Source organism: Bradyrhizobium sp. Pha-3, assembly GCF_042258325.1.
Classification (GTDB): domain Bacteria; phylum Pseudomonadota; class Alphaproteobacteria; order Rhizobiales; family Xanthobacteraceae; genus Bradyrhizobium; species Bradyrhizobium elkanii.
Window position 1 is genome coordinate 2,209,437 of sequence record NZ_CP170151.1, and the last position, 23,443, is coordinate 2,232,879.

Sequence of the window (23,443 nt, forward strand, 5' to 3'; positions counted from 1 at the left end):
TTTGAGTCAGACTCTAACGGACGACGACTATCTGCGACGTCTTGGTTTCATCTCAAGTCCGAGCTCAAAGGACTTTGCCCGGAAGGCGCCCGCCTACGGCTATCACGATGATGCGTCAAAGGACGGGAGCTCAACTTGGACGCCGAGCACGCCTGACAATCCAGAGGGTTTGCCTGTCGGCTTTGCAATCCTGAGGGGGGGCATCGATCCGACGACGGGAGCCATCTATGAAGATCAGATCGGGCTGACCTGCGCCGCCTGTCATACCGGTCATGTCGAGTACAAGAATGTCAGTATCCGCTACGATGGTGGACCGGCGATGGTCAATCTCGGCGAGGTCGAACGGGTCATCGGGCTGTCGATCGGCTACACGTTGATCTTGCCGTGGCGCTTCGAACGCTTCGCCAGCCGCCTTGAAAAGATCGAAGGTCGAAGCATCGACCACAAGAAGCTTCGAAGCGACCTGGAACTCGCACTTCAGAAGATCAAGAAGCAAAAAACCGCAAGCGACAACCTTTTGACGGGGCAAGGCGTCAGCAATCTCGACGAGGGTTTTGGCCGCCTGGACGCGTTGAACCGGATCGGCAACCAGGTTTTCTATACCAATTTCCTCGATCCCGTGACCGGAGAACTCCCCGATCCTCTCCTCAAGGGCAACTTCGCGCGCAATGACGCCCCGGTGAGCTTTCCGCCCATCTGGGACACGCCGTACTTCCTTTGGGCGCAGTATGACGCCTCTGTTCTCAACGAGCTTGTTCGCAATTCCGGCGAGGCGCTCGGCGTCAGCGCGAAAATCAATATGAGGGCGTCCGCGCCCGGGCGGCCGCTTTTTGAATCGTCCATCCATCTGTCGGACATCGCGCGCTTCGAGGAGCTCTTGCGTGGAACCGATCCCTTTTCGTCAGGCGAGGCAAGCGGCAGAAAATTCAGCGGGCTTGTCGCGCCGCGATGGAAGGACGCGCAGGAAAGATTCCGAGGCGATCCGGCCTGGACCATTGACGAAACCCTCGTGGAAAAAGGTCGCGATCTCTATCGCTCGCATTGCTTTGAATGCCACCGAGGACCGGTCAATGATGGCGCATTCGACGCAAAGTGGCCGGAAGATTCGTTTTGGAAGGCGGAGAATCCGGATCGCTCTGCCAAGGGCGAGAAGAACTGGGTCGAGATCGGTGGACGCCACTATTTCAATGTCGTTCAGCTGCCAGTGAACGCAATCGGCACCGATCGTCAGCAATCCAATGTCCTAACGACGCGGCGGGTTCACTTACCCCAGTCGCTCGCTCTCAATCCAGTCGACGATCTGAACAAGGCCTGGGGCTGCGGTCTTCCAGCCGACCGGTCGGCAGATCCGCTATTTGTGCTCGCACTGATGGACGTGGTTGGCAAGACGATCGATCAATGGAACCTGGCGAACGACTCTTCCGAAAAAGCCAAGCAGCAGATGTGGGGGCCGCGGAAGAACTGTCAAAACCAACGGGTATATGTCGGAGCGCGGGCGAGCCGTAACGGCAAGGAGGAAGATCTCCTTGCTCTTGAACCGCAATACCGGGCACGTCCGCTCGACGGTGTTTGGGCAACGGCCCCGTATCTGCACAACGGATCGGTGCCGACGCTGAAGGACATGTTATTGCCTCAAGGCCAGCGGCCGAGCTCATTCTGCGTCGGTGGCCGCAAGTTCGATCCTGTTAACGTCGGGCTTGTTACGAAACTGCGAGCGAATGACGCCTGCGCCGCCGGCCTGACAGACTTCAACGTGTCGCTGCTTGGGAACAGCAATCGCGGGCATTCTTTTGAGGGCAAGAAAGCCGATATAACGAAGCTGCCGCCCGGGATCATCGGTCCGGAATTGACCGACGCCGAACGGCGGGCACTGCTTGAGTATTTGAAGACGCTGTAGGGAATCTTTGGTCTGGACACTAAGGCGTGTAATCAGGATACAGGGCAGGCCGAAGTTTGGGAGGAATACTCTCGACGTGGACTCATGCATGTATTGAGGATCTCACTCAGTGTCCCGCAAGGGAACTGCTGAACTTCATTCTGCAGATCAGATAACGGCGCCGGCTCCGATTGGATCGCCAGGAAAGTCCGCAAGGGGCTTGGCTTGACCGTTCAATCAAGGAAGGCTGGCCTGTGGCCGCCGGGCGTAGAGCCTTGATGCTTCTTCCGTGCGGCTAACGCGGCAAGTGCTTCAGCTTAGCGCAGAATGCGCTGACATGTAACGTGAACTGATCGCGCACGCCGAGCATTTGCGCATGGAGAAAGCTTTAGGGGCTCACGACGTAGTATAGCTGGACGATAACGTGCTGCGAGCGGACATCTTAAATCGCGAAGACCTGCTTGGTACCAGGAGGAGACCCTGTTAGCCTGTCGAACAACTTCTCCGAAATGCCGGCAGCCCTGCTAGAGACATCAGCGGGTGATGACACGCGGCGTTGTCTGCTGTATGATCGCGCAACCTTAAGTGAGTTGGAAAGCCACCTCTTTCGCGGTTCACATCGCCGGCTGATAATGTTCGTGTCGTGAAAGTCGCGCTTGCAGCGTAGTCATTGCGCCGCTCCAGTGAAGGCCGTGTATGCTCGACTCCGAAACAACTGCCCGTCTCCGTCGAGTTCTGGATGAGGTTTGCAAAGGGCTGTCTCCTCACGAGACCGGCACTCGAACGCACGTCGCTTCCAAAATTCTGGAAGCCGCCACTCGAGGCGAGAAGTCCGTCGAAGTTCTCCGGCAAGTCGGACAGAACGCGTTGATCAGCGTCCCGACAATGTGGGTTCAGCAAGGGTCTCCCCGGTATTCGGCCGAAAGTGGCGGCGCCGCCGAACCTGCCGGCTCCGCCAAACAGGATTAAGCACGTCGATCCGGATCCATCGGCAACGTGCCTGGAAACTGGAAGCATTCAGCGAGCGCGCCGTTATGGACGCGAATCCGAAACAGCTGAGCTTGCGGCGAAATGGCGTGGCATCCCCGTAAGGGGAGTCATAACGCTACAACATGCCGGCCTCCTGAAACGGCACGGCGTACATCGGCAATTGACCAGTCAAGCCCGCGAAGAGCGTGGGCGGCTTGCAAGCAGATAGACGACCAGCTCCAGTGCGAGCATGACTATTTTGGCCCGATTGAGATAGCACGGATGCACGCCAGGAGGCTCAAAAGCGACAAGATCTGCCCTGACGATCGGATCGATATCAATGCGGTCGCAAACTGTCACATCGACCGAAATCGGGATCTTGGCACTCACTGCGCCAGCGCTGTGGTGGCTCGAAACCAAATTACGCGGATTTCCGGACACCTGGTGCGCGGCGGCGATCAGGGTGAGACTCCGTATTGCCTCACATATTGATGCTCCCGGGTGCGATCGGTCGCCTCATTTATTTTGCTCCTGGCTTGGGTTGAGGAGGAGGCCGGGTGCGGAGATGGCCGGGGTTTCGGAGCGCCCGGCCTCCTCCGCTGGCACCTCGCACGTCATTGGGGTGTTGTGACCTCATACCCTGGCAGCAGTTTTTCGCTAGGAGCGAACAGCAGCGCATTCGCTTGCTCGCTGCGCCAGGATTTCAGCCGACGTTGAAGGGTTCGAAGAAGCTTGTTCGGATAGACTCCAGGATATTCCACCTGCAAGCGCGAGAGGAGTTCGCTGCCAGTTCGCCAGGGCTCGGCTTCAAACCATTTTCGCAAATCTGGCGTTGCCCGGAGGAGCGGGTCGGGACGACGTCGGCCTCTTTTCGCCTTCACGATTGGCCGATCCGTCGGTCGCATGGGTCCATCCTTCCAGGCCGTGCGCAGGCTTGCCAGGAAGCGATCGATCGATTGCGATGCCGCCGCAGGATGGGTGATTGGTTGGATATCCGCGAGAGCCGCGAGGCGCTCCTGCGCGTCGCGGATGTCGCGCAACAACGCGACCGGATCGAGAGCGGCATAGATTTCTTTGAGATGCTGGCGGACCGCATCAGGCGTGCGGAGTCCGCGGTCAGGCGCTGGTGAGGTGTTGCCGGCGCGCTGTATGTCTTGCGCACACGAGCACCGTCGCGTTGCTTGGCTATCAGTTTGAAGGAGGGTTGGAAGAAGTTTACGAACAGCCGCGCTGATCGATAGAGTTCGGCCAGCAGCTCGGCCGCTTCCAGGCCTTCGAACCGACGATAGCCAACCATCCTGCGCACGACGCGCCGTTCTTCTGCTCGACGAACGCCTGGTCATTCTTCCGGTAGGGACGGCAACGCGTGAAGACAATGTTGCCCGCCTCGCAGTAGGCTTTCAGCGTCTCGTTCATGAACACGGTATCATTGTCGGTATCGAGGCCGAGCAGCGCAAAAGGCAAATGTTTGCGCAATTCCGTCAGCACCGTGCTCAACAGCATCTGTTCGCGCACGATCAGAGGAGCGCACTCTGTCCAGCCGGTAGCAATGTCCGTGAGCACCAGGGTCTGGATGAAGCTGCCGCGCGCAGATGGACCGCTATGCGCTACAAGGTCAGCCTCGACGAACCCCGGCGCAGGATCATTCCAATCTGCCGACGTCCGTATTGGAACACTGCGACGCAGGGAATGCGCTGTGTGCCGTCGGCACTTGCGACCTAATTGTTCTCGGACCCGCACCAATGCGCGATCGATCGTCGCAGCGCTCATCGCCAAAAGTTTGTCGCGGATCTCAGGGGCAAGGTCGAGGTGGCCGTGCCGTTCCATCGCCTCAATCAGCGCAGGCATTAACGCCTTCAACCGCTTCCCGCAGATCCGGTCTGACGCTTCCCAAAGGAGCAAGAGCGCGTTGTGTTCTGCCTCATTATAGATCCGACGTCGCGCCCGTCGGCCTGGGCATACGTCTTCCTGGCCTCGAAGTAGACGCATCGCATGCTGGCGATGGAATCCGGTGATGTCGACGAACTCGTCCAATATCCGCACTTTCTTGGCGCGATCCGAACGTCGATAGCGCACGCCTGCCGCCGCCGCCAGTTCCTTCCGCGTTGCCATGCTCAGCAACACCCCATCTGCGCCCCCGCTCGTTCCCGATCCAGGGGAGCAATTTACGTGAGGCAACGGCTCAGCATCCGGTAACAATTAAGGCGAGGCAATGCGCGCTCTCATCCTGATTGTCGCGCTATAACCTGGCGAAAAATGCTCCACCGTCGTCGCAGCCATCCACGAATGGGCGCCACTCAATTTTATGAGGGACTTTACGAACGCTCTCGAACGAATTGTGTTTCGACGCCTGCTATTCTGCTTAGCGAGGTGGTTTCATTATGCTCCCCATGAGAAGGGCTCATCGCCTGGCGCGGTTACGAGATCAGGGCCTGTGCGACGAGGAGGGGCGGGACAAGCACTGCGCGGTGCTTACAAGCGCCTTCGTCCGCACATGTAAGCTTGTCGTTCTGCCTTGTGACGAACCCTCGTCTGTTAGGGGACTCTGTTGTGCGTGACGCATCTTGCGCCATAGCTCAGCCGTCTGGGCCGCGTTGTTGCGCCGCGGGTGCATTCTTTCCTCATCTTCTCGGAAAACATGCATCCATTTCACATGTGTGACATGCTCACGCGCGCTGCAGTTTTAGATCGAGAGAAGGCGACACGTCGATTAAGAATAACGGGTCCTAGCTTGTGATCCTATCTGGCTTTCTTGAGCATTCGAACCTGCCAATGGGGCGGAGAGGACAAAAAGAGCGCAGCCAATTCGCGGTTTTCAATCCTGACTGACCCAGCGCTGCATTGTTTTGGTCCCACTCGATAAAGTCGGAGAGCTCGGCCGCACATTCGCTCCACACGGCGAGAATTGGACGACGCTGAGTCTCGTCAGGTGAAGGACCAGTTCCGTCCCAGCTTAACCGTGATCCCGAAGCGAATACCGCGGCGAGTCCGGTTTGACGCTCGTTGGGGCACACGGTGTTCCTGCGTAGCCTTATCGTTCTAGCCCCAGCGGTAATCCGCGGCGAAGCCATTCGGATAGAGCGTAACCGGCATGAGCCCGCCACCTGGGCATCGCGCGACTGAACTGCGATAGATCCTGGCATGAACTGTTTTTTGGAGGTGGGCTATGGCAGATGCCATGCATGAAGCCATGCTTGATGCCAGGCAGGAAGGCGGCTCCTATCGTCGGATCGAGGTGATCACGGGGCAGCGTCGGCGACGGCAGTGGACGGCGGAGGAGAAGGCTCGGATCGTGGCGGAGAGCTTCGAGGAAGGGGTCAATATTTCCGAGGTCGCCCGGCGCCATGGCGTTGTCCGTGGGCTGCTGACGGTGTGGCGGCGCAAGTTCGCGACGGCAGCGAGCTTTCGGGCGCCAGGCTTCGTGCCGGTCCGGATCACTTCCGAGAGCGGTCCGGCGACGGCAGACGAGCCGGACCGGCTGGCGTCTGCGCATGAAGTGCCGCCGCAGATGACGCCGCCCCCAGGCAAGCCTGGCGGGATGATCGAGATCGAGGTGAGAGGGGCATGTATCCGGGTCGAGCCCGGAGTTGAGTTGGCGACACTTTCGACGGTGTTATCGGCGCTTTGGAGCGTTCGTTGATTGCATTACGGTCTGACCTCAAGGTGGTGCTGGCAGCACAGCCGGTCGACTTTCGCAAATCGGTGCACACGCTGTCGGCGCTGGTGAGCGAAGCATTGCGCGCAAACCCATATTGCGGCGACGTCTTCGTGTTCCGCAGCAAACGCGCGGACCGAGTGAAGCTTTTGGCGTGGGACGGCAGCGGCATGGTGCTGGTGACGAAGTGGTTGCACCAGGGACACTTCACCTGGCCGCCGGTCCGCGACGGCGTCGTGTATCTGAGTGCCACACAACTCGCGATGCTGCTCGACGGCCTTCAGTGGACGCGTGTTTCACCTGAGCCTGTGAAGCGGCCGACCGTTGTCGGCTGAGAAGCGAAGATTTTGCTGGAGCCTATGATGCGTGGATGTATCGTTCGATCATGGCGATTCGCTCCGAAGCTCTTCCGACCGACGCAGCGGCTCTGACCGACGCAGCGGCTCTGACCGAGATGGTGCTCGCGCTTGATGCCGAGAACGAGAAGCTGCGTGTGGCGATGCAGACGCTGAAGGAGATGATCTTCGGCAAGCGCTCGGAGCGGTTGGCGGCGATCGTGGACGAACAGCTCGCGCTCGAACTGGATGATCTCGCGACCGGCGTCACACCGCCTGCGCCGGCCAATGACCATGTGCCTGCGACGAAGCCGGCTGGCAAGCCGCGCAAGAAGGCAAGGCGCAACATCGGCGCGCTGCCTACGCATTTGCCGCGCTGCGAGCAGGTGCTCGAGCCGGACGCGACGGCGTGCCCGTGCTGCCAGGGCGTTCTGCACCGGATCGGCGAAGACATCAGCGAAGTGCTGGACGTCATCCCGGCGATCCTGCGGGTACTGCGTACGATCCGCCCCAAATACGCCTGCCGCGGCTGCACCGACGGCGTGGTCCAGGCCAAGGTGCTGCCGCGCCTGATCGAGGGTGGCATGGCATCGACGGCACTCGTGGCGCACGTGGTGGTCTCGAAGTTCGCCTGGTATCTGCCGCTGTACCGCCAGGTGCAGATCGTGGCCGGCCAGGGCATTCATCTCGACCGCGCGACGCTCGCCGGCTGGGTGAAGCGTGCAGCATGGTGGCTCAAAAGCCTTTATGAGCTCCAACTGCGGACGATCCAGGCTTCGCCGCGGCTGTTCTGCGATGAGACGCCGATGCCGGTGCTCGATCCCGGACGACATCGCACCCGTATCTGCCAGTTCTGGGCGCATGCGATGGATGATCGCCCATGGGGCGGCCCATCCCCGCCGGCGGTTGCCTACGTATTTGCCGATGGCCGCGGCACCAAAGAGATCGCCGGGCAGCTGACCGGCTTCTCGGGCATCCTGCAGGTGGATGGCTATGCCGCCTACAAGGCGCTTGCCCGCGGTCATGGCGGCGTGATCCAGCTGGCTTTTTGTCTCGCCCATGCCCGACGCAAATTCGTCGAGGTGTACAAGACAATGCAGTCGCCGTTCGCCCGCGAGGTGATCGAGCGCCTGCAGGTGGTCTACGCCATCGAGGCCGAGATCCGCGGCTCGAGTGCCGAACAACGGCTTGCCGTCCGCCGCACCAGGACCGCTCCGTTGATGGAGGAGCTGAAGGCGCGGCTGGCCTCGATGCTCGACCAGCTGTTCTCCCAGTCGAAGCTGACGGAGGCCATCAACTATACGCTCAATCATTGGGACGGACTGACGCTGTTTCTTCGCGACGGCCGCGTCGAGGTCGACAGCAACACCGTCGAGCGTTCGATGCGCCCGATTGCAATGGGAAGGCGGAACTCATTGTTCAGCGGCAGCGAGGGCGGCGCCGAGAGCTGGGCAATTCTTTCATCCCTGGTCAATACGGCAAAGCTCCACGAAGTCGATCCGCAGACCTATCTGGTCGATGTGCTGGAGCGCATCGTCTCCGGTCAGACCAGGAGCCACCAGTTGCACGAACTTCTCGCCTGGAACTGGAAGGCGGCCCGCGAGCTCAGCGCACAGGCCGCTGCATGAGCCGGCGGCGCCGTTCGTCTTCGTCCTCTTCACCATCGATGGCGGCAGCCGCGATGCCGCTCGACGAACTCGAGCATTGGCTGCAGGCTCGCGCCGAGCAGAATCCCGTCGCTACAAGTCTTGCCGTGCTCGACGGCTACGTCGCCGCGATCGTGGCCGGACCGGTGTCGATCGGGCCCGCCGGACTGGATCTGCCCGCTACTCGCCATCGGCGCCGACGCATTCAACCACGGCGGCACGCCGGAGTTCGCCGCGATTTCGGCCGTCGCGCTGCGCCACAACGACATCAGCAACGTTCTTTCCACCGCTCCACATCGGTTCGCACCGACCCATGCCCGCAAGCCGAATGGCGACGTTGATGCGCGGCCGTGGTGCCTGGGATTCCATGCCGCCATGCGGCTGAGACTATCGGCCTGGGCCCCGCTGCTCGACATCCGCAACATAAACCACGGCTTGCTCCTGCCCATCCTGCTGCATTGCGTCGACGATCAAGGCCGTCCACTGCTTGGACCGCCAAGGAAAGGCCGCGAGACCGAGGAGTTCCTGCGCAACGCCCACGCCGACATCCCAGCCGTCGTCGAGGCCATGCGCCAGTATTGGATGCCGACACGCTACGCTCGCGCGCGCTGATCACCGCCGACGTGGATGCTCATTCCGGTTACGATAGAGCTAAGGCGTAAGTCACGGCCGGTCTGCCCAAGCCTCGGTCGAGCAACGCAGATTGCAAATGGTGGGATTGAGCCCGTTGTTAAACCGCGATGGCGGTTGCACCGTTCGAGTTTCGCGCACCTTGGGCAAAGAGCTTGACCTGACAAGCTGGTGAAAAGCGCGTGTTTTGAACAATTCAAAGCGGTGAACAATGGCTTGTATACTCGCCCAAGCTGTCCTATAGATATATGCAATGTGAGGTCGTGAGTGCCTTGGCGAGTGCAGAGCCAAATAGTTGCGGTTCGTTCATTCGTCATGCAGCCGCATGAGGATCGCTTGGGTGGGCTTATCACACCATCATGAAAGATCTTCCATGGCCACGTTTGGCGGTGAGCAAGGGTTGCTCAAGATCAGTAAAGAAAGCTGGTTTCGTTTCATGGACTGGACATGGATTGGCTTTATGATCTGCGGTGTTAAAGCCAGGTCGATGATCAATCGGAAAATCGATCCGATGGCGTTGATATGTTCTTCGATCGAATCCGCACTGGATGCCTCCGCGCGCTCAAGAAGTCAGACCATAAGATGATGGTGCATATCCGAAATCCTGCTTGGCTCGTTGGGCGGCGTGGATCAGGCAATTCGGATGCGAGCCATCAAGATGGCTCGTCACGTTGCTCGTCCGGCATCATCACCAATCGGGGGCTTTGTTTTCGACATCCACAGAGAGAGGCGCCGTCATGAGTAGCACAATGATTGTTGATAACGTCATTCCGCGAGCAGACATCGTCAGGCATGCGGACCGGCTTGGCGCCGAGATCAAGAACATTGTGCTATCGGACGGTTTGTCAGACGAGGTCGTCACCGTCATTAAGCAGCTTCTGCTCGAGCATAAGGTCATCTTCTTCCGTAATCAGGGGCATCTCGATGATGCCGAGCAACAGCGTTTTGCTTTCCGGCTTGGCTCGCTGATACCGCATCCTAGAATGGTGAACACAAGGGGAGGCTCGACGATCCGGGAAACGCTCGCTGATCGCGCCTGCCGCCACCTCGACCAGATGAACGACGACGATGTCTTCAATGCCGGCCACCCGAAAATCTCAGTGCTGCGAGGTGCAGCGATCCCGCCTTTTGGCGGTGACATCGCCTGGTCGAGCACTGCGGCGGCTTATCTTGACCTTCCGGAGGCTCTGCGGATGCTTGCCGATAGCCTCTGGGCTGTGCGCTGCGCCGCATTCGACTACACTATGGCGGAAGGCGGCACGCAAACCGACAACAGGGCGCTGGACGACGTATTCACCGGAACGATCTACGAAACGACACATCCGATCGTTCGCGTTCATCCCGAGACCGGCGAACGCATGCTCGCGCTTGGTCGTTCCGTGCAGAGCTTTGTCGGCCTGCAGCGCTATCCCAGCCAAAGATTGTTCGAACTCCTGCAATCCTACCTCACTGCGCCGGAGAACACTCTGTGCTGGAACTGGAAATCAAGCGACGTTGCAATCTGGGACAATCGCGCGACCGAGCGGTATCCCATCAATGAAATCGGCAATCCTCATTGGGCCATCGACCGGCTTACGGTTGACGCGGGCTTACCGCACACAAGAAGGCTGAAATCACGGGCCGCTGAGGCTGCCTAGCAAAGGCGGTAGGTCGGATTTCGTAAAGACCCTCGCAGTTCAAGGCCAAATGGGCCCATCTGGTGTCGGTCAGTAGCGAACCTTTCAGGTTTGTTGCAATCCTGCCAGAATTGCGCGGTCGGCGCGGGCGATCTGGTTGCTTAGATTACCGAGAAGGCGCGAGCAGCTCCGCCATTCTCGTGTCAGAGAACGCCGCACAGTGCGAGCCGACTGTTCCGAGGCTATCTGTGCTGGGCAGTGAAAAGATGGAGCGGTCGAGCCTGGCGGCGGCGCGAGGCGCTTCCCAAAAGCGCCCTGGCACACTGAAGAACCTCATGAATGTGGGGCCCGCAAGAACCGTGCTCTGATCATCGATGAGCGCGTCTCAAAAAGTGTCCTTCGCAATCGGGGATGGGTTCACCTCACCTGGCGGCGATCGTGTTTGTACGCGCAGCAAAGCTTGCGCGCGCTTGTCGCATACCTTCGGCGTGCTGCGCGGTCAACTAATGGCAACGATTTAGCTCCGCCACCGCGCCGCGATCCTCGGCGCGCCGGTATCTGGCGGCTAGGAGAGTGCCTCTCTCAACTCTCCAGTCTGGTAGTCCTCATCACACCAGATAGGTATGCCACGACATCGAAGTGCGCCCTTACTACCTCTTTCAAGCGAGGTCGGTGAAGGGCGCATCCCATTTCCAGGTTGCGCTCCGACGGGGAATAGAGATTGCGCGCAGTGTCAACCAGCGCCTTAGTGGCATCGAGAAGACGTTCAAATACATCATGTCTCATTACACAGGAAGTATCGAAATACTGCGTTTGGGAGACGACGGCCGCGTGTACATGCAATACCACCAAAGCAAAGTTCCCAAGAAGATCGCGCAGATCGTTTCGCGGCCTTACGTCGAGGCTGCCCGTTGGTTGGACGATTTGCCAAAACACTGATATCTAACACCGTGCAATGCTGATTACAAACTCGCGCGATTGCAGCGCGCCGGCGGCGGTCATCGGAGCGGCGATGCCCCAGGCGAACCTCGGTCGCGCAGTGCAGGGCGAGCCACCTCACTACTCGAAGAGACTTAACATGAGAGTCTGACTCAAAATTCATGACTTGACGTTGGCCGATCTGGCGATGCGGCGGACCAGTTGTCGAGTTGACGCAATAAGGAGCCATGCTTCAGCCGAGGTGACGGAGGCCTCCCAATCCTTGGCAAGACGTCGGCAGCGGTTAAGCCATGCCAACGTTCGTTCGACGACCCAGCGTCGGGCAACAACAACGAAGCCTTTTGCCTCATCCGGGCGTTTGACAATTTGAATAGTGGGCCCGTCGATTCTCCGGAGCGCGTTCTCAAGCTTTTCGCCGGCGTAGCCGCCGTCAGCAAACAAGTGCGCAATAGTCGGGTAGCTCGCACACGCCAAAGTGACGACGGTCGGCGCACCGTCCCGATCCTGAACATTGGCCGGGTGCACGATGGCGCTCAGCAAATTTCCTTGTGTGTCGGTGACGATATGACGCTTGCGACCTTTGATCTTCTTGCCCGCATCAAAGCCGCGCGGCCCACCGCTCTCGGTCGTCTTGACCGATTGACTGTCGATGATCGCCGCCGTTGGTTGCGGCTCCCGTCCAGCAAGCCTGCGCGCGATTTCAACCAAGGCGTCATTGATCAAGTCCAACACCCCGCTGTCGCGCAGGCCATAAAAATAGTACTGGACCGTCGTAAAGGGAGGAAAATCCTTCGGCAAAAGCGCCCATTGGCATCCCGTCGTCGCAATGTACTGGATCGCATCCCATACCGATCGCATGCAGGTCTTGCGCGGTCGACCCACCTTGCTCCGCCCTGGCATCAACAGCTCGATCAAGGCCCATTCCGCATCCGTACAATCGCTTGCATAGCGCAGCGCTCGTCTGTCATGCTGACAGCGGGTGATTTCGGTCCAGGTCATCTGCTTCTCCGATGGCTTCGAACACCTCGAAGAATCACAACCTGCTGAAATCACCCAACTTTAATTTCCGGTCAGCCTCTGAGGCCTTGATTGGCCTCTATCCCCATGGTCAGAGAACGACGCTAGAAGTCTGGACGTCTCGTGCTCTGGACGACATTACATCGGTCGCTGCCGAAGAGGTGCGCCGCCGAGCGCAGAACGGAAGCGCTCCTCAAGCAACTGCAGTGCTTTATAGGAACTGCTTCCAGGCGCCGACTGAGGGGGCGTTGCTAAATGTCACAAAACCGCAAAGCCCCGCGGGTCGGTCAAAATCCCCCGGGTATGGTCACCTGAAACTCCCCCACCTGATGATCGCCGTCAGCGCTGAACAGCGGTAGCCGGTCAGGCAGGACGTTTATTTTCGGTCCCTTTAGCCAGCAAGGGACCGGGGAGTTGAACGTCTTGAAGCCACACCTGCAAAGCACGGCATTTACACTACTCGATCGCAACGCCAGCCAGCGCGAGATCCACAGACTGACGGGGGTCGATCGCAAGACGATCCGGCGTTACCGGGCGCTGCGGGCTGGTGCGGAGGCAAATTCCCCCGGGGAAGTGACCACCGGCCCGGTGAGCGTGGACGGCCAAATTCCTCCACCCCGACCACCGGCTTTTGGGGCATCGGAAGCGACGGTCACCAGCAGCCTGGCCCGTTCGGCTTGCGAAGCGCATCGGACGTGGATCGAAGAACAGGTCCGCCTGAAGCGGAATGCGCAGGCGATTTACCAGGACCTGGTCGATCAATTTGGCTTTCCGTCCAGCTACCAGAGCGTCAAGCGGTTTGTGCGCCGGTTGCGGCACAGCGACCCCGAGCAGTTTGATCGCCTTGAGTTCCTCCCCGGCGAGGAGGCCCAGGTCGACTATGGTGAGGGCGCGCCGACGGTTGATCCGAAGAGCGGCCGCTACCGCCGTCCCCGCCTGTTCGTGATGACGCTGCGCTACTCGCGGCGCAGCTTCCGGCGGGTGGTTTGGCAATCCAGCCAGCGAGTCTGGGCGCAGCTTCACGAAGAGGCGTTCCGGTATTTTGGCGGGGTCCCCAGCTATGTCGTGCTCGACAACCTGAAGGAAGGCGTTCTCAAGCCGGATTTGTACGAGCCCCAGCTCAACCCCATTTACAGCGCGATGCTGGCTCATTACGCCGTGGTCGCCGATCCCGCGCGGGTGGCCGATCCCAATCGGAAAGGATGCGTCGAGAACGCGATTCAGCATACCCAGAGCACCGCGCTGGCCGGACGGCGCTTCGAGACACTGGAAGCCCAGAACGAGTTCTTGAGGCACTGGGAGGAGAATTGGGCCTCCAAGCGCATCCACGGCAGCACGCGTCGTCAGGTCGAGGCGATGTTCCAGGAGGAGAAGCCACACCTACGGCCGTTGCCAGTGGCTGCCTTCCGCATCTTCACCGAGGTCGTTCGGACCGTCTGCGACGATACCACCGTGCGTGTTGATAGCAGCTATTACGCCGCGCGGCCTGCGCCCATCGGCAGTCAGGTCGTGGTGCGGATCTACGCCTCCACGATCGAGATCCGTGATCGTCACACCCATGCGCTGCTGCGTGTTCATCCCCGGATGACGCACTCCGGTTCTGTCGTCCTGCCGACCAGCGAACGGCCGTTCAATCCGTCGCGGCAAACCGCCGTGCTGCTGGCGAGCGCCGAGCGCATCGGGCCGCAGACCAGGGCGCTGTGCCAGCAGATGTTCGACACCGAAGGGCGCCCCGGACAGCGCGCGATGTGGGGCATTGTCGGGCTGAGCCGGAAGTATCCGGCGCGGTTGGTCGAGCAGGCCTGCGCGCACGCCATCGACAACCGCATCTACCGCTACAAGCACGTGCGTGCGACCGTCGAGCGGCTGTTCGAACAGGCGATCGAGCTGGTTGGAGCGACGCCACGACCGGCATCGCCGCTCACCCAGGATCATCCGCTGATCCGTTCCCCGGCCGAATACGGCGATCTCTTCAGCCGTGCTGCGCGGCACGACGCCGACGACAATCCCCGGCAGGCCGGTGCTCACGACAGCCGCGCTCGTGTCGCCTGCGCAACCCCGGCCAGCTCCGGCGCCACGAGCGCTCCCACTGCATCTTCTCACCTCAAACTGGAGACCCGACCACATGATGACCATGCCGGAAATTGAGCGTTGCCTGCGACAGCTGCGTCTGTCGGGCGTCCGCGACACGCTGCAGACGCGTGTGCTGCAGGCGCAGGGTGCCAACCAATCCTTCCTCGAGACCTTCTCCCTGATCTTGCAGGACGAACTGGATCGCCGCCAATCCCGCCTGATCGAGCGCCGATACCAGCAATCCGGGCTCGACGAAAAGCTGACGCTCGCCGAGTTCGACTGGTCCTTCAATCCCAAATTGCCGCGCCAAACTTGCTTCCAGCTCAACACCCTGGCGTTCATTGCCGCCGGCGAGAACGCGCTGCTCGTCGGCAAACCTGGCACCGGGAAATCCCACATCGCCAAGGCGATTGCCTATCAAGCGATCCTGCAAAGCCACAAGGTCCAGTATCTCGAGTCCGATGACTTCTTCCACCGCCACGCCCTGAGTCCCATCGCGCAGCGCGAGACCCGCTTACGAAACATCATCGACTGCGATCTCCTCGTGCTGGACGATCTGTTCCTCGCCCGCGCCATCCCTGACGACGCCGGCGCCTTGCTGCAGACCATGGTCCATCAGCGCTACAAACTGCGCCGCAGCGTCATCGTCACCTCCAATCGCGTCGTGCAGGACTGGGGGACATATCTGGGCGACAACACCATGAGCTCGACGATCCTCGATCGCCTGATGCACCACTGCCACCTGCTCGAGTTCGATGGACGAAGCTATCGCCTCAAAGAGGCCGCCGAAGCCCTTGCCCGAGAAACAATGTCAAACTAACAATCCACTTCTGTCCTGCCTTGGGGTGGAGGAGTTTGACTGACCCCACCCGGGGGAATTTGAAGTGACCCGCGGGGCAAAGTAGCTTTGCCATAACCTTCGGCATAGCTGCGGCCTACTTCAGTTAAGAGGCATTTCAAGTGGCTAACCGCGCCCGCTGCAACCGTGATTGCCGCTACTGCAGCCTCTGCTCCGCCCGACAAACCACCGCGCCCCTGTCGGTTCGGCGCACGCCGATCTTCCGCAGCCCGAAAACGACTTCGTTTGCCTTGGTCCACAACGCGAAATACGTCATCGGAAGGCGTGCGGGGACCGGAATGGCGTGGCGCTCAAGCGCATTTTGCGTATGCTTGGCAAGCAGATCTTGAATGCAGCGAAAGACGCGTCCGGCGGTCGCCCCTGCGGGCCGTACCATTTCGCAATTCCTTGATGATGTTCGACAATGTCGGCCTTTGTGGTCAACATCGCTCCGTGTCATACGCGGTTGAAGTCATTTCTCAGCGCCTCGAATACGTCGCAAGGCGGGAATAAATGGTAGTGTCGTCGGCAATTGACGGGAGGCGCACAACGGCTGCGCTAGAGGCGAGCTACCCAACCGACAGCATCTTACAGAGCCCAACTGCTGGCTCCTGCACCACAGCCACGTGCTGACCATCCGCGGCGACAGCTATCGGCTCCGCGCCAAGCGAAAGAGCGGCCTCATCCAGCAGCCCGCCGGTGACGGCCCTCCAGTCGGCTCCGCCTCCCTCCGTCCCATCCTCGGCGGGGCCCACCTTCAACCGATCATGAACCCGAGGGTGGGGGCAGTTCGTCATGACGCAAAAGTGATCTTTAGGCTCGACGTGCTCGCTGAGATCGAGCCGACTGAAATTAAGTGCATCGAACATTATCGGATAAAGAGCACGGTCCTCTAAACCAACCATATCGTGGTCGAGCGTGGTCGCGGGCTGCTCGGCCTCATCTCGCGGCTCCTCTTTCGCGCTATAAACATCTCGATCTCGGTCGGCGACCTGGTGCATGGCAAACGGGTGGAGTGCCGCAGCATAATCGATATGCTAGCCGTAGAGGACCAAGTTCGGAAAACCGCGGCGCCTGGCCGACCAATACGGAGTGACGTTCCATCTAGGATCAGTGCGGGCTGCGCCTTTAGCCACTCCGCATACTGACTCTCGTTCAAATCCGCGGGCGGCCTCCTTAGAACGTCCGGCGGAAACTCCGAGAGAGACGTCTGGGGCCACGCAGAACGAACTCTTTATCCTCTGCCCGCGCAGGGCGCTCGAAGGCCAAAAACAAAGAGCGATAGCAACAAACCATTTTGCAAAGGGCACTGAATTCCCTTCAACAGAAGTCACACATCTTGCGCGTAACCAATCGCCGCATACAGATTCCCGGCACGGCGCAAAGCAAAGAGATCAAAAATATTATCCGGGAAATCCGCGTCCAGGCGGATTGTGGGCAGATTTCGGCCCAGTTGAGCGCGTCTGCATTCGGCGAATCCCCGCCACCTGCCCACCTCGGGCACTCCTATGGTTTGCGCAGTGCTTGGTTCAGGATCATCGCTAGCCGCACACCGGCCTTACTCAGCTGGATTGCGACGTCATTTGTTGCCGTTGTCACGTAGTCATCTGTCAACCGAAAGCTTCCACGCGCGTTGGGCATTGGAAGCTGGCCATACACGTCATCCTTTTGACAGTGCGAACGCTTCTTTGGCCCAATCGTCAGGCTTTCCAGCTTGCCATTGCGCTTGCTGTTCCTTCGTGATGTGGCCGATGAGATCGGAGGCGATGGTTCGAGAATCGGGGCCCAGCTGGTGGAACGCACCCCTGATGTGAGACAAGGAATCAGGGACCGGTTGCGATGACCGTCACGGGCGGCTGCTGCGCGGCAGCCGCCCGTGACGGCAAGTTTGCCTCGAACTCGGCCGGTGGTCGATAGGCCAGTGCCGAGTGTAGTCGTTGCTGGTTGTAGACCTGCTCGATGAAGGTGCCGATCGCTCGGCGAGCGTGACTTGCATTTCGGTAGATGCCCCCATCGACCTCCTCACGCTTGAGCGTCTTCATAAAGCTCTCCGCCCGGGCATTGTCGTAAGGGTTGCCGATACGGCTCATGCTGAGCTGGATATCATGGACGTCCAGCAGTTTGGTGTAGTCATCGCACGCGTATTGGATGCCCCGATCGGAGTGGTGGATCAGGCTGCCGGGAGCAGGCCTGCGTTCCCGAAGTGCCATGACCAGCGCGGCAATGGCCAAGCTTGCCTGCAGATGGGTGTCCAGAGCCCAGCCAACCACGCGCCGGCTGAAGGCATCGAGCACGATCGCCAGATACGCGAACTCCTCCTGAAGCCGGAGTGGAGTAAGAAGCGCGAGCGCGCTTCTCCTCCCCGAACCGTACGTGCACCTTTCAGCGCATACGGCTCTCTGTTCAAGCTTGGCCCATGGCCATAGCAACATCATGATAGTGCGAGGTGACAGTGCTGCGGGTTTCTTTTCGGAAGATGTAGGGATTTTCCTCCGGATTGCGCCACCGGAACTGCGCCTTCGGGCTTGAAACAAGCCGGTAAAGTGCTTTTCCGTGCGGCGCGCCGCGTTCATGCCGACCAAACACGAGCCAGGTTTTCGCCTTGCCCGGTTCCGGGGGTCGGTACCATTTCCGCATCAAAGGTTTGATGCGAGATCGGTATTTGTGCCCCAGCCAATGCGCCATTTTCCAGAATACGACATGGTCGATGCGCCGGAATACGTACGCGGTGAAGTCGGTGAACTTGTAGAACGCTGCCCATCCCGCCAGTTGACGGTTCAGGCCAGCGATCATGTCGACCGTGCTGACACTATGATTGCCGGAAAGGGCTTCAGTGAGCCTGCGAACAAACCCCTTCGCCTTTTCCTTGGGTATCGTTGTGACGACGGACATGCGCCCGTGCGACCCTCGCTTGCGAATGATCCTATGCCCCAGAAAGACGAAGCCGTCATTGACGTGGGTGATATGGGTTTTCTCCATATTCAGCGTCAATTTCAGCTTGCCTTCCAGAAAGGCGCGGCATTCTTCGCGGATTTCCTCTGCTTGAGCTTTGGTCCCTTTTACGATGACGACAAAGTCGTCAGCGTATCGGCAATATGCAACCGCCGGCTTCCATTGCCGGTTCTCTCGAACCGTAATAGGGCGGCCCAGCTTGATGCCGAAGTTCCATGCCCAGCGGTCCTTGCGAGCCTTGTCGCTCAGGTATTTTGCCTCCAGCCACGCATCAAACTCATGGAGCATGATGTTGGACAAGAGCGGTGACAGCACGCCACCTTGCGGAACACCCTCGCTGGAGGCTGTAAACAGGTCACGGTCAATGTGACCTGCCTTCAGGAACCGCCAGAGAAGATCAACAAACCGCCCATCCTGCACTCGTCGCCGCACACATTTGATAAGCAGCCGGTGATGGACCGTGTCGAAGTAGCTTGCCAGATCACCTTCGATGATCCAGCGGCCCCTCGTCATGTCGGCTCCATCCTGGAGCTGTATCTTCACGGTGCGGACGGCATGGTGCACGCTCCGTTCAGGCCGGAAGCCATAGGATAGGCGATGGAAGTCGCTTTCCCAGATTGGCTCCATGGCCATGAGCATGGCTCGTTGGACGATGCGATCCGTCAGAGTCGGAATACCCAGTGGGCGTAGCTTGCCATTGGTTTTCGGGATATAGATTCGCTTCACCGGCTGGGGGCGATAACTCTCGTCCAGCAGGCTTTTCCGCAGGTCATCCAGATGCTGATCCAATCTGACCTGCAATCGTTGCTTATCTATTCCGTCAATGCCCGGTGTTCGTGCGCCACTTGACGCCAGAACAATCCGAGCGGCCTCGGCAAGCCATTCCCGGTTGGCAATCAGCCGAAGGAAGCGATCGAACCTTCGGTTCGGATCGCTCTCGGCCCATGTCGCGATCTTGTGCTGCATTTCACTGATTATCAAAGGTCTTCACCTCATTCGGTCAGGTAGTTTGCACTCCAAGCAGTTCGAACTGTTCCCCTTCGCCATGTGGCAGGCTTTCCCTACCGCGGACTACTACGGAAACTCCGCCAGCATGGTGGACATCAGGGTCAACTCCCTTGCGACGCTAAGCATCGTGGGCATTCCATCATGCCTTCCCTCGTTCATATGCTGGACGTCGTTGTATTGGTGAGGCTGCCGGTCGCAGTCTTTTCCCTTGCTTTCCGCAAGTCGATGCCGATGCCATGGTCTGGCTGCGTTCTCCCCATGACCCCTCGCGAGCGTCCTTACATCTGGGCTCGCGTTCGGATGCCGGCCGTCATATCTGTCCGGCGACATCATCAGCATTCCACCTATTAAGCCGTGTAGGCGGAGGCGACATTTCAGCCCTCAGATGCGGGTGAACCGGTTCGTGTTTCTCAACCTTCCAATACTTCAGCCTCGGGGACCATCTCGGCTTAACGGCTTCGCCTCAATCCCCTTTACCTGCGGGCTACGTCACCCTGCCAGTTGACGACAGGTCACCGCCGCTTGGGCTCATGTCCCCTCACAGCAGGGAACAAGTCACTTTTTTTCAGTCCTCCTTTCTCTTTTGCATTCCAGTCATACGCTTCCCCAACTGTGGGGCGAGGCGCACTATAGGTAATATCCGCGACCCACAGCTGGTCCGGGCCGCTCGGCGCCATGTTGCGTGCCAGGTTCGCCACCACCCGCCAACCATGGCGCGAGTCCGTCGTGACGGGAGCAAACGATTGCTTCCGCAGGCACAGCAGATTGTCCTCGCGCATCAGACGGAGCACGCGCTTGTGGTTCACGTTCCATCCTTCACGGCGCATTTGCGCGGCGATCCGGCGATAGCCGTAGTGCTTGTTCATCAGCGCCAGACGCTGGATCGCATCTCGAACCCCAGCCTCTTCCGCCCGCGGTGCCGAGGCTCGCCAATGACGGTAGTAACCGGCTCGGCTGACGCCAGCGAGGGCACACATCCGCTCGATCGTGAGTTCGCCTTGCGACAGTGCGGGCGTCATCGCCTGGATGACCGTGTAGACCCCGTCACGCCAGGCCCGGCGTTCCGCCGGCGTGCTCCCTTGACCTGCCGCAAGGCTTGCCGAAAAAAATCGAGTTCGACCTGCTGTTGGCCGATCTTGCGCTCAAGCTCGGCCGTCCGGGCGCGGGCACGATCAAGTTCGGCCGCTGGCACATCCGGTTGCAGCTCCCCAGGCTGGTCAACCGCTGCCGACGCCTTCGGTGGTCGGCCGCAACCCCGCAAAGCCTGCGCACCGCCAGACCGGAAGCGATCGCGCCAAATGTAGAGATCCTTGCGCAGGACCTTCACTTCTCGCGCCAACGCCGCCACATTTTCGCCCACCAGCATTCGGCGGACGACCATCAGCTTAAATCCTCGACTGAACACACGGGCCTTCTTGGACATACGTTCTCCCCTAGAGAACTGTCCCTAATTTCCCGTGTCTCACTTTTGGGGGGCATTCCACTGGTCCACAAACTCGGTGTCCCAGAAATGGTGAAGATTGCCGGCGCTAAGTCCGGTCGCCGAAACCCGCTTGGCGTTGCCGCCGCGATCATGATCGTCAGAGCTGTGTAGCGGTTGGTGCACGTCGCCGACGAAGTGAAGCAAGAATTTGAGCGCGGCGACCTGCTCCTCGACATCTGTCGCGGGATTGGCAAGTTCCGCCGCAAACTGCTGACTCTTGTCGACCACACACAATCGGCCGCCGCCCCATCAGAAGCGGGTGTGCCGTTGGGCACCGGCGGATGATTGAAACAGGCTTCGTCAAAATTTGGGGCGGTGATCTCAATATCGACAAAGTGCCACTGCCGCGTCCGCTCGCGTGAATTGTTCACATTCGCATCCCGGTACTTGGCCGCCCACGTAGCTGCCGACGCAATGTCATGAGCGGTGAGCGGATCGGTATCGACGGCCAGAAGGGCATTCACCCGCTTGCGCACATCCTCATCCAGAAAAGACTGCGCCACCAGAGCTACCACCTCATGGCCTTCGTCGCCCCAAGCGAGTGCGCGACTTACGTTCAAACAGTTGAAAACTGCGCCACAGGCGATGATGGCTAAGCTCGTCGCCACTCGTATCATAATTAATTCCTCAAATTGCTGGCAGAACAATGAAGATTGGAAATTCGAGAGACCCTGAGAAGTGCTCACAGCGCAATCAAACTCTCGCAAAGATTGCGTGAATGTCAATCCGCAGCCTTCCGGATTAGCTGGTCGATCAGCACATTTCGAGCAGGCTCAATGTACGGACCGTACGAAGAGCCGTATTCCAATTAAAACTGCAATTCGGTTGTAAAATCTCAAATTCAACGTCCTCGGGGAAGAACGCCGCGTTGGGGGCCAGTGCATTCCGCGCGGCACTACGTCCGAGGAATTCTGCCCGGGTGATCTGATGCGGAAGAACGATGTAACGTGCCCTAGCTGCGGGGCCGGATTCCGGCGCATCGAACTGATATCAGAGCCCGGGACCAGGGGTGAATATCGCTGCCCTGTTTGCGACACCACACTTGAACACTTCTGCGGCGACAAGTTCATTGCATACCGCCTAGCGGTGCAGCCGGAGTACTCGCGGGTCCTGAAGTAACGGGGCCGCCATTCGCGCAAAATGACGGCCCCTTATGTATACACCTAAATTATACACCTAAATCCCGAGTTCATCTGTGATGAATACCGGCGGTATTTCGACGAATTGCACTTGGCCGCGCTATTGACGCACTCGACTTGAATTCGGCCTGCCGGTCCGCCGGACGAATCCAGGGCCTGTCCGGATCGAGGTATAGATGCGGCCAGACCAGGGGCCAGCGCTTTCAGTGTTGTCGATCGGGTAACGCAACGGATGCCTGACGATGAGCTTGCGTCAAGTGCTGACGACGCGTTCATCCCGATGACATCCGGCAGTACGTCGCAGCTCACAACGGTTCCTCTGACCCATGCGAGCGTCTGCGTGTCGGCTTATAATATTGGCGTCGCATTGGAGCTTGAGGCTCACGACCGATTGCAGCGGCGAAAGCGCGGTTCAGTCGGCCGACCGGCCCCGAGATCGCGATACTGGACAGGGCCGTCGCTTGCCATCCGGCGAACGTGAAGAGGTCGCGCTGCGATGCCTCAATAACGAGGGGGTAAGACAATGACGCCGCCCTACCGCGTCCGCATTTCAGGACGGCTGGTTCCGCGCCGGCGACCTCGGATACCTGGACGCGGACGGGTATCCCTTCATCGCCGGGCGCATCAAGGAGATCATCCACAAGGGCGGGCGGAAGGTCGCCCCGGCCGAGTAGAGGGCGCCTTGCTGAGCTACCCGGCTGTTGATTGAAGCCGCTGTTTTCCCTATCCCCCACGAGCGACTAGGCGCTGACGTCGTCGCAGCTATTGTGCGGCATCAGGACGCAAAGGTGAACCTACAAAGTGTCCGAGACTTTGCCCGAGGACGCCTGGCCGGGTTTAAAGTCCCCGGCCTCATCCTGATTGAGCCGGAGATCCGAAAGGCGCTGAACCTCCTCCGAATGAGTGGACACCTGTAGTAGGCTCGGAGAGCCAGGAGGTGTCGAATGCAAGGTCGTGAACGTCGGTCATTCACGGAGGACTATAAGCGCCAAGCCGTTGAGCTCGTGATGTCGAGCGGTCGCTCGGTCCCGTCGGTGGCCAAGGAACTCGGTCTGCGCGATTCGGTGCTGCGACGCTGGGTAGACAAGGTCCGGCAGGAGCCGACATCGGCGGCGTGGCGCCCCACCACGCAGGCGACGCCGATGTCGGCGGACCAGGCTGCGGAGATCGCCCGGCTGCGCCAGGAGAACGAACGGCTACGCATGGAGCGCGACATTTTAAAAAACTGTCACGGGCCGTTGCCCGCCTGCGCGCGGTAGAAACAGCC

The 23,443-nt window shown here is 59.7% G+C and carries 20 protein-coding genes and 4 pseudogenes; 14 read left to right on the top strand and 10 right to left on the bottom strand.

Annotated features, from left to right (window positions below; translation table 11 throughout):
* The first annotated feature begins 1 nt into the window (after nt 1).
* On the top strand, nt 2-1,897 hold the full coding sequence (locus ACE10X_RS10480) for a di-heme-cytochrome C peroxidase (protein ID WP_375764178.1): 1,896 nt from the start codon (nt 2-4) through the stop codon (nt 1,895-1,897).
* A gap of 1,137 nt (nt 1,898-3,034) precedes the next feature.
* On the opposite strand, the gene ACE10X_RS10485 is transcribed toward ACE10X_RS10480, so the two are convergent.
* Together ACE10X_RS10485 and ACE10X_RS10490 are read right to left on the bottom strand one after the other, a co-directional pair.
* Entirely contained in the window at nt 3,035-3,235 is a 201-nt protein-coding gene (locus ACE10X_RS10485; RefSeq protein WP_304498918.1) for a hypothetical protein, read from the bottom strand.
* A gap of 224 nt (nt 3,236-3,459) precedes the next feature.
* Nucleotides 3,460-4,957 (bottom strand): annotated as a pseudogene (locus tag ACE10X_RS10490) (ISNCY family transposase).
* 1,054 nt (nt 4,958-6,011) lie between these two features.
* Here ACE10X_RS10490 and ACE10X_RS10495 point away from each other — a divergent pair.
* The 3 genes from ACE10X_RS10495 to ACE10X_RS10505 are packed head-to-tail and all read left to right on the top strand — an operon-like array spanning nt 6,012 to nt 8,463.
* Nucleotides 6,012-6,485 (top strand): transposase, encoded by a 474-nt coding sequence (locus tag ACE10X_RS10495; protein ID WP_375764179.1) that lies wholly within the window; start codon nt 6,012-6,014, stop codon nt 6,483-6,485.
* The gene (gene tnpB, locus ACE10X_RS10500; protein WP_304498919.1) at nt 6,482-6,835 is read left to right on the top strand and encodes an IS66 family insertion sequence element accessory protein TnpB; all 354 of its coding nucleotides are present in this window, start codon (nt 6,482-6,484) and stop codon (nt 6,833-6,835) included. The genes ACE10X_RS10495 and tnpB overlap by 4 nt, the downstream gene beginning before the upstream one ends.
* Nucleotides 6,836-6,885: 50 nt before the next feature.
* Nucleotides 6,886-8,463: an IS66 family transposase gene (locus tag ACE10X_RS10505; protein ID WP_375764180.1), complete on the top strand. Its 1,578-nt coding sequence runs from the start codon at nt 6,886-6,888 to the stop codon at nt 8,461-8,463.
* A 29-nt stretch (nt 8,464-8,492) separates the two neighbouring features.
* On the opposite strand, the gene ACE10X_RS10510 is transcribed toward ACE10X_RS10505, so the two are convergent.
* Complete coding sequence (locus tag ACE10X_RS10510; protein WP_304500465.1) at nt 8,493-8,756, bottom strand: hypothetical protein; 264 nt, start codon at nt 8,754-8,756, stop codon at nt 8,493-8,495.
* On the opposite strand from ACE10X_RS10510, the gene ACE10X_RS10515 reads away from it, so the two are divergent.
* The 4 genes and pseudogenes from ACE10X_RS10515 to ACE10X_RS10530 all read left to right on the top strand — a co-directional run.
* Complete coding sequence (locus ACE10X_RS10515; protein WP_369525581.1) at nt 8,734-9,093, top strand: UPF0149 family protein; 360 nt, start codon at nt 8,734-8,736, stop codon at nt 9,091-9,093. The genes ACE10X_RS10510 and ACE10X_RS10515 overlap by 23 nt on opposite strands.
* A 391-nt stretch (nt 9,094-9,484) precedes the next feature.
* Nucleotides 9,485-9,697 carry a hypothetical protein gene (locus tag ACE10X_RS10520; RefSeq protein ID WP_304498920.1) on the top strand — a complete coding sequence of 71 codons (213 nt, stop codon included), beginning with the start codon at nt 9,485-9,487 and terminating at the stop codon, nt 9,695-9,697.
* Nucleotides 9,698-9,860: 163 nt separating this feature from the next.
* The gene (locus ACE10X_RS10525) at nt 9,861-10,748 is read left to right on the top strand and encodes a TauD/TfdA family dioxygenase (RefSeq protein WP_304498921.1); all 888 of its coding nucleotides are present in this window, start codon (nt 9,861-9,863) and stop codon (nt 10,746-10,748) included.
* A gap of 603 nt (nt 10,749-11,351) precedes the next feature.
* A pseudogene (locus tag ACE10X_RS10530) lies at nt 11,352-11,666 on the top strand (lysine 2,3-aminomutase); the annotation flags it as partial.
* A 159-nt stretch (nt 11,667-11,825) separates the two neighbouring features.
* Here ACE10X_RS10530 and ACE10X_RS10535 read toward each other — a convergent pair.
* Nucleotides 11,826-12,665 carry an IS5 family transposase gene (locus tag ACE10X_RS10535; RefSeq protein ID WP_168859419.1) on the bottom strand — a complete coding sequence of 280 codons (840 nt, stop codon included), beginning with the start codon at nt 12,663-12,665 and terminating at the stop codon, nt 11,826-11,828.
* A gap of 396 nt (nt 12,666-13,061) precedes the next feature.
* On the opposite strand from ACE10X_RS10535, the gene istA reads away from it, so the two are divergent.
* The 3 genes and pseudogenes from istA to ACE10X_RS10550 form a co-directional block, all read left to right on the top strand.
* Nucleotides 13,062-14,831 (top strand): IS21 family transposase, encoded by a 1,770-nt coding sequence (istA, locus tag ACE10X_RS10540; RefSeq protein ID WP_375764576.1) that lies wholly within the window; start codon nt 13,062-13,064, stop codon nt 14,829-14,831.
* A complete protein-coding gene (istB, locus tag ACE10X_RS10545) occupies nt 14,809-15,576 on the top strand; it encodes an IS21-like element helper ATPase IstB (protein ID WP_038379283.1) in 768 nt (255 codons plus the stop codon). The genes istA and istB overlap by 23 nt, the downstream gene beginning before the upstream one ends.
* Before the next feature lie 626 nt (nt 15,577-16,202).
* Nucleotides 16,203-16,286: pseudogene (locus ACE10X_RS10550) on the top strand (ATP-binding protein); the annotation flags it as partial.
* 1,131 nt (nt 16,287-17,417) lie between these two features.
* On the opposite strand, the gene ACE10X_RS10555 reads toward ACE10X_RS10550, so the two are convergent.
* The 6 genes and pseudogenes from ACE10X_RS10555 to ACE10X_RS10580 form a co-directional block, all read right to left on the bottom strand.
* Nucleotides 17,418-17,888, bottom strand: a complete 471-nt coding sequence (locus tag ACE10X_RS10555; protein WP_304498922.1) for an IS3 family transposase — start codon at nt 17,886-17,888, stop codon at nt 17,418-17,420.
* 109 nt (nt 17,889-17,997) lie between these two features.
* Nucleotides 17,998-19,527: a group II intron reverse transcriptase/maturase gene (gene ltrA / locus ACE10X_RS10560; RefSeq protein ID WP_369525562.1), complete on the bottom strand. Its 1,530-nt coding sequence runs from the start codon at nt 19,525-19,527 to the stop codon at nt 17,998-18,000.
* A 539-nt stretch (nt 19,528-20,066) separates the two neighbouring features.
* The gene (locus ACE10X_RS10565; RefSeq protein WP_304498929.1) at nt 20,067-20,573 is read right to left on the bottom strand and encodes an IS3 family transposase; all 507 of its coding nucleotides are present in this window, start codon (nt 20,571-20,573) and stop codon (nt 20,067-20,069) included.
* The gene (locus ACE10X_RS10570) at nt 20,570-20,977 is read right to left on the bottom strand and encodes a leucine zipper domain-containing protein (protein WP_304498928.1); all 408 of its coding nucleotides are present in this window, start codon (nt 20,975-20,977) and stop codon (nt 20,570-20,572) included. Before ACE10X_RS10570 ends, ACE10X_RS10565 begins: the two co-directional genes overlap by 4 nt.
* 39 nt (nt 20,978-21,016) lie before the next feature.
* The gene (locus ACE10X_RS10575; protein ID WP_304498927.1) at nt 21,017-21,265 is read right to left on the bottom strand and encodes a S1/P1 nuclease; all 249 of its coding nucleotides are present in this window, start codon (nt 21,263-21,265) and stop codon (nt 21,017-21,019) included.
* Nucleotides 21,266-21,390: 125 nt separating this feature from the next.
* Nucleotides 21,391-21,513: pseudogene (locus ACE10X_RS10580) on the bottom strand (hypothetical protein); the annotation flags it as partial.
* Between ACE10X_RS10580 and ACE10X_RS10585 the strand changes: the two are divergent.
* The 3 genes from ACE10X_RS10585 (at nt 21,457) to ACE10X_RS10595 (ending at nt 23,435) form a co-directional block, all read left to right on the top strand.
* Nucleotides 21,457-21,633: a hypothetical protein gene (locus ACE10X_RS10585; protein ID WP_304498926.1), complete on the top strand. Its 177-nt coding sequence runs from the start codon at nt 21,457-21,459 to the stop codon at nt 21,631-21,633. The pseudogene ACE10X_RS10580 and the gene ACE10X_RS10585 overlap by 57 nt on opposite strands.
* A 1,310-nt stretch (nt 21,634-22,943) precedes the next feature.
* Nucleotides 22,944-23,093, top strand: a complete 150-nt coding sequence (locus ACE10X_RS10590; protein WP_375764577.1) for a hypothetical protein — start codon at nt 22,944-22,946, stop codon at nt 23,091-23,093.
* 27 nt (nt 23,094-23,120) lie between these two features.
* Nucleotides 23,121-23,435, top strand: a complete 315-nt coding sequence (locus tag ACE10X_RS10595) for a transposase (protein ID WP_304498925.1) — start codon at nt 23,121-23,123, stop codon at nt 23,433-23,435.
* Nucleotides 23,436-23,443 lie beyond the last annotated feature (8 nt).

What these genes read in the sequence shown, in the direction of transcription:
- ACE10X_RS10495 (WP_375764179.1), top strand. Translation starts at nt 6,012, where the DNA reads ATGGCAGATGCCATGCATGAAGCCATGCTTGATGCCAGGCAGGAAGGC.
- ACE10X_RS10505 (WP_375764180.1), top strand. Translation starts at nt 6,886, where the DNA reads ATGGCGATTCGCTCCGAAGCTCTTCCGACCGACGCAGCGGCTCTGACC.
- ACE10X_RS10520 (WP_304498920.1), top strand. Translation starts at nt 9,485, where the DNA reads ATGGCCACGTTTGGCGGTGAGCAAGGGTTGCTCAAGATCAGTAAAGAA.
- ACE10X_RS10525 (WP_304498921.1), top strand. Translation starts at nt 9,861, where the DNA reads ATGATTGTTGATAACGTCATTCCGCGAGCAGACATCGTCAGGCATGCG.
- ACE10X_RS10535 (WP_168859419.1), bottom strand. Translation starts at nt 12,665, where the DNA reads ATGACCTGGACCGAAATCACCCGCTGTCAGCATGACAGACGAGCGCTG.
- istB (WP_038379283.1), top strand. Translation starts at nt 14,809, where the DNA reads ATGATGACCATGCCGGAAATTGAGCGTTGCCTGCGACAGCTGCGTCTG.
- ACE10X_RS10565 (WP_304498929.1), bottom strand. Translation starts at nt 20,573, where the DNA reads ATGACGCCCGCACTGTCGCAAGGCGAACTCACGATCGAGCGGATGTGT.
- ACE10X_RS10570 (WP_304498928.1), bottom strand. Translation starts at nt 20,977, where the DNA reads ATGTCCAAGAAGGCCCGTGTGTTCAGTCGAGGATTTAAGCTGATGGTC.
- ACE10X_RS10585 (WP_304498926.1), top strand. Translation starts at nt 21,457, where the DNA reads ATGAGCGGTGAGCGGATCGGTATCGACGGCCAGAAGGGCATTCACCCG.
- ACE10X_RS10595 (WP_304498925.1), top strand. Translation starts at nt 23,121, where the DNA reads ATGCAAGGTCGTGAACGTCGGTCATTCACGGAGGACTATAAGCGCCAA.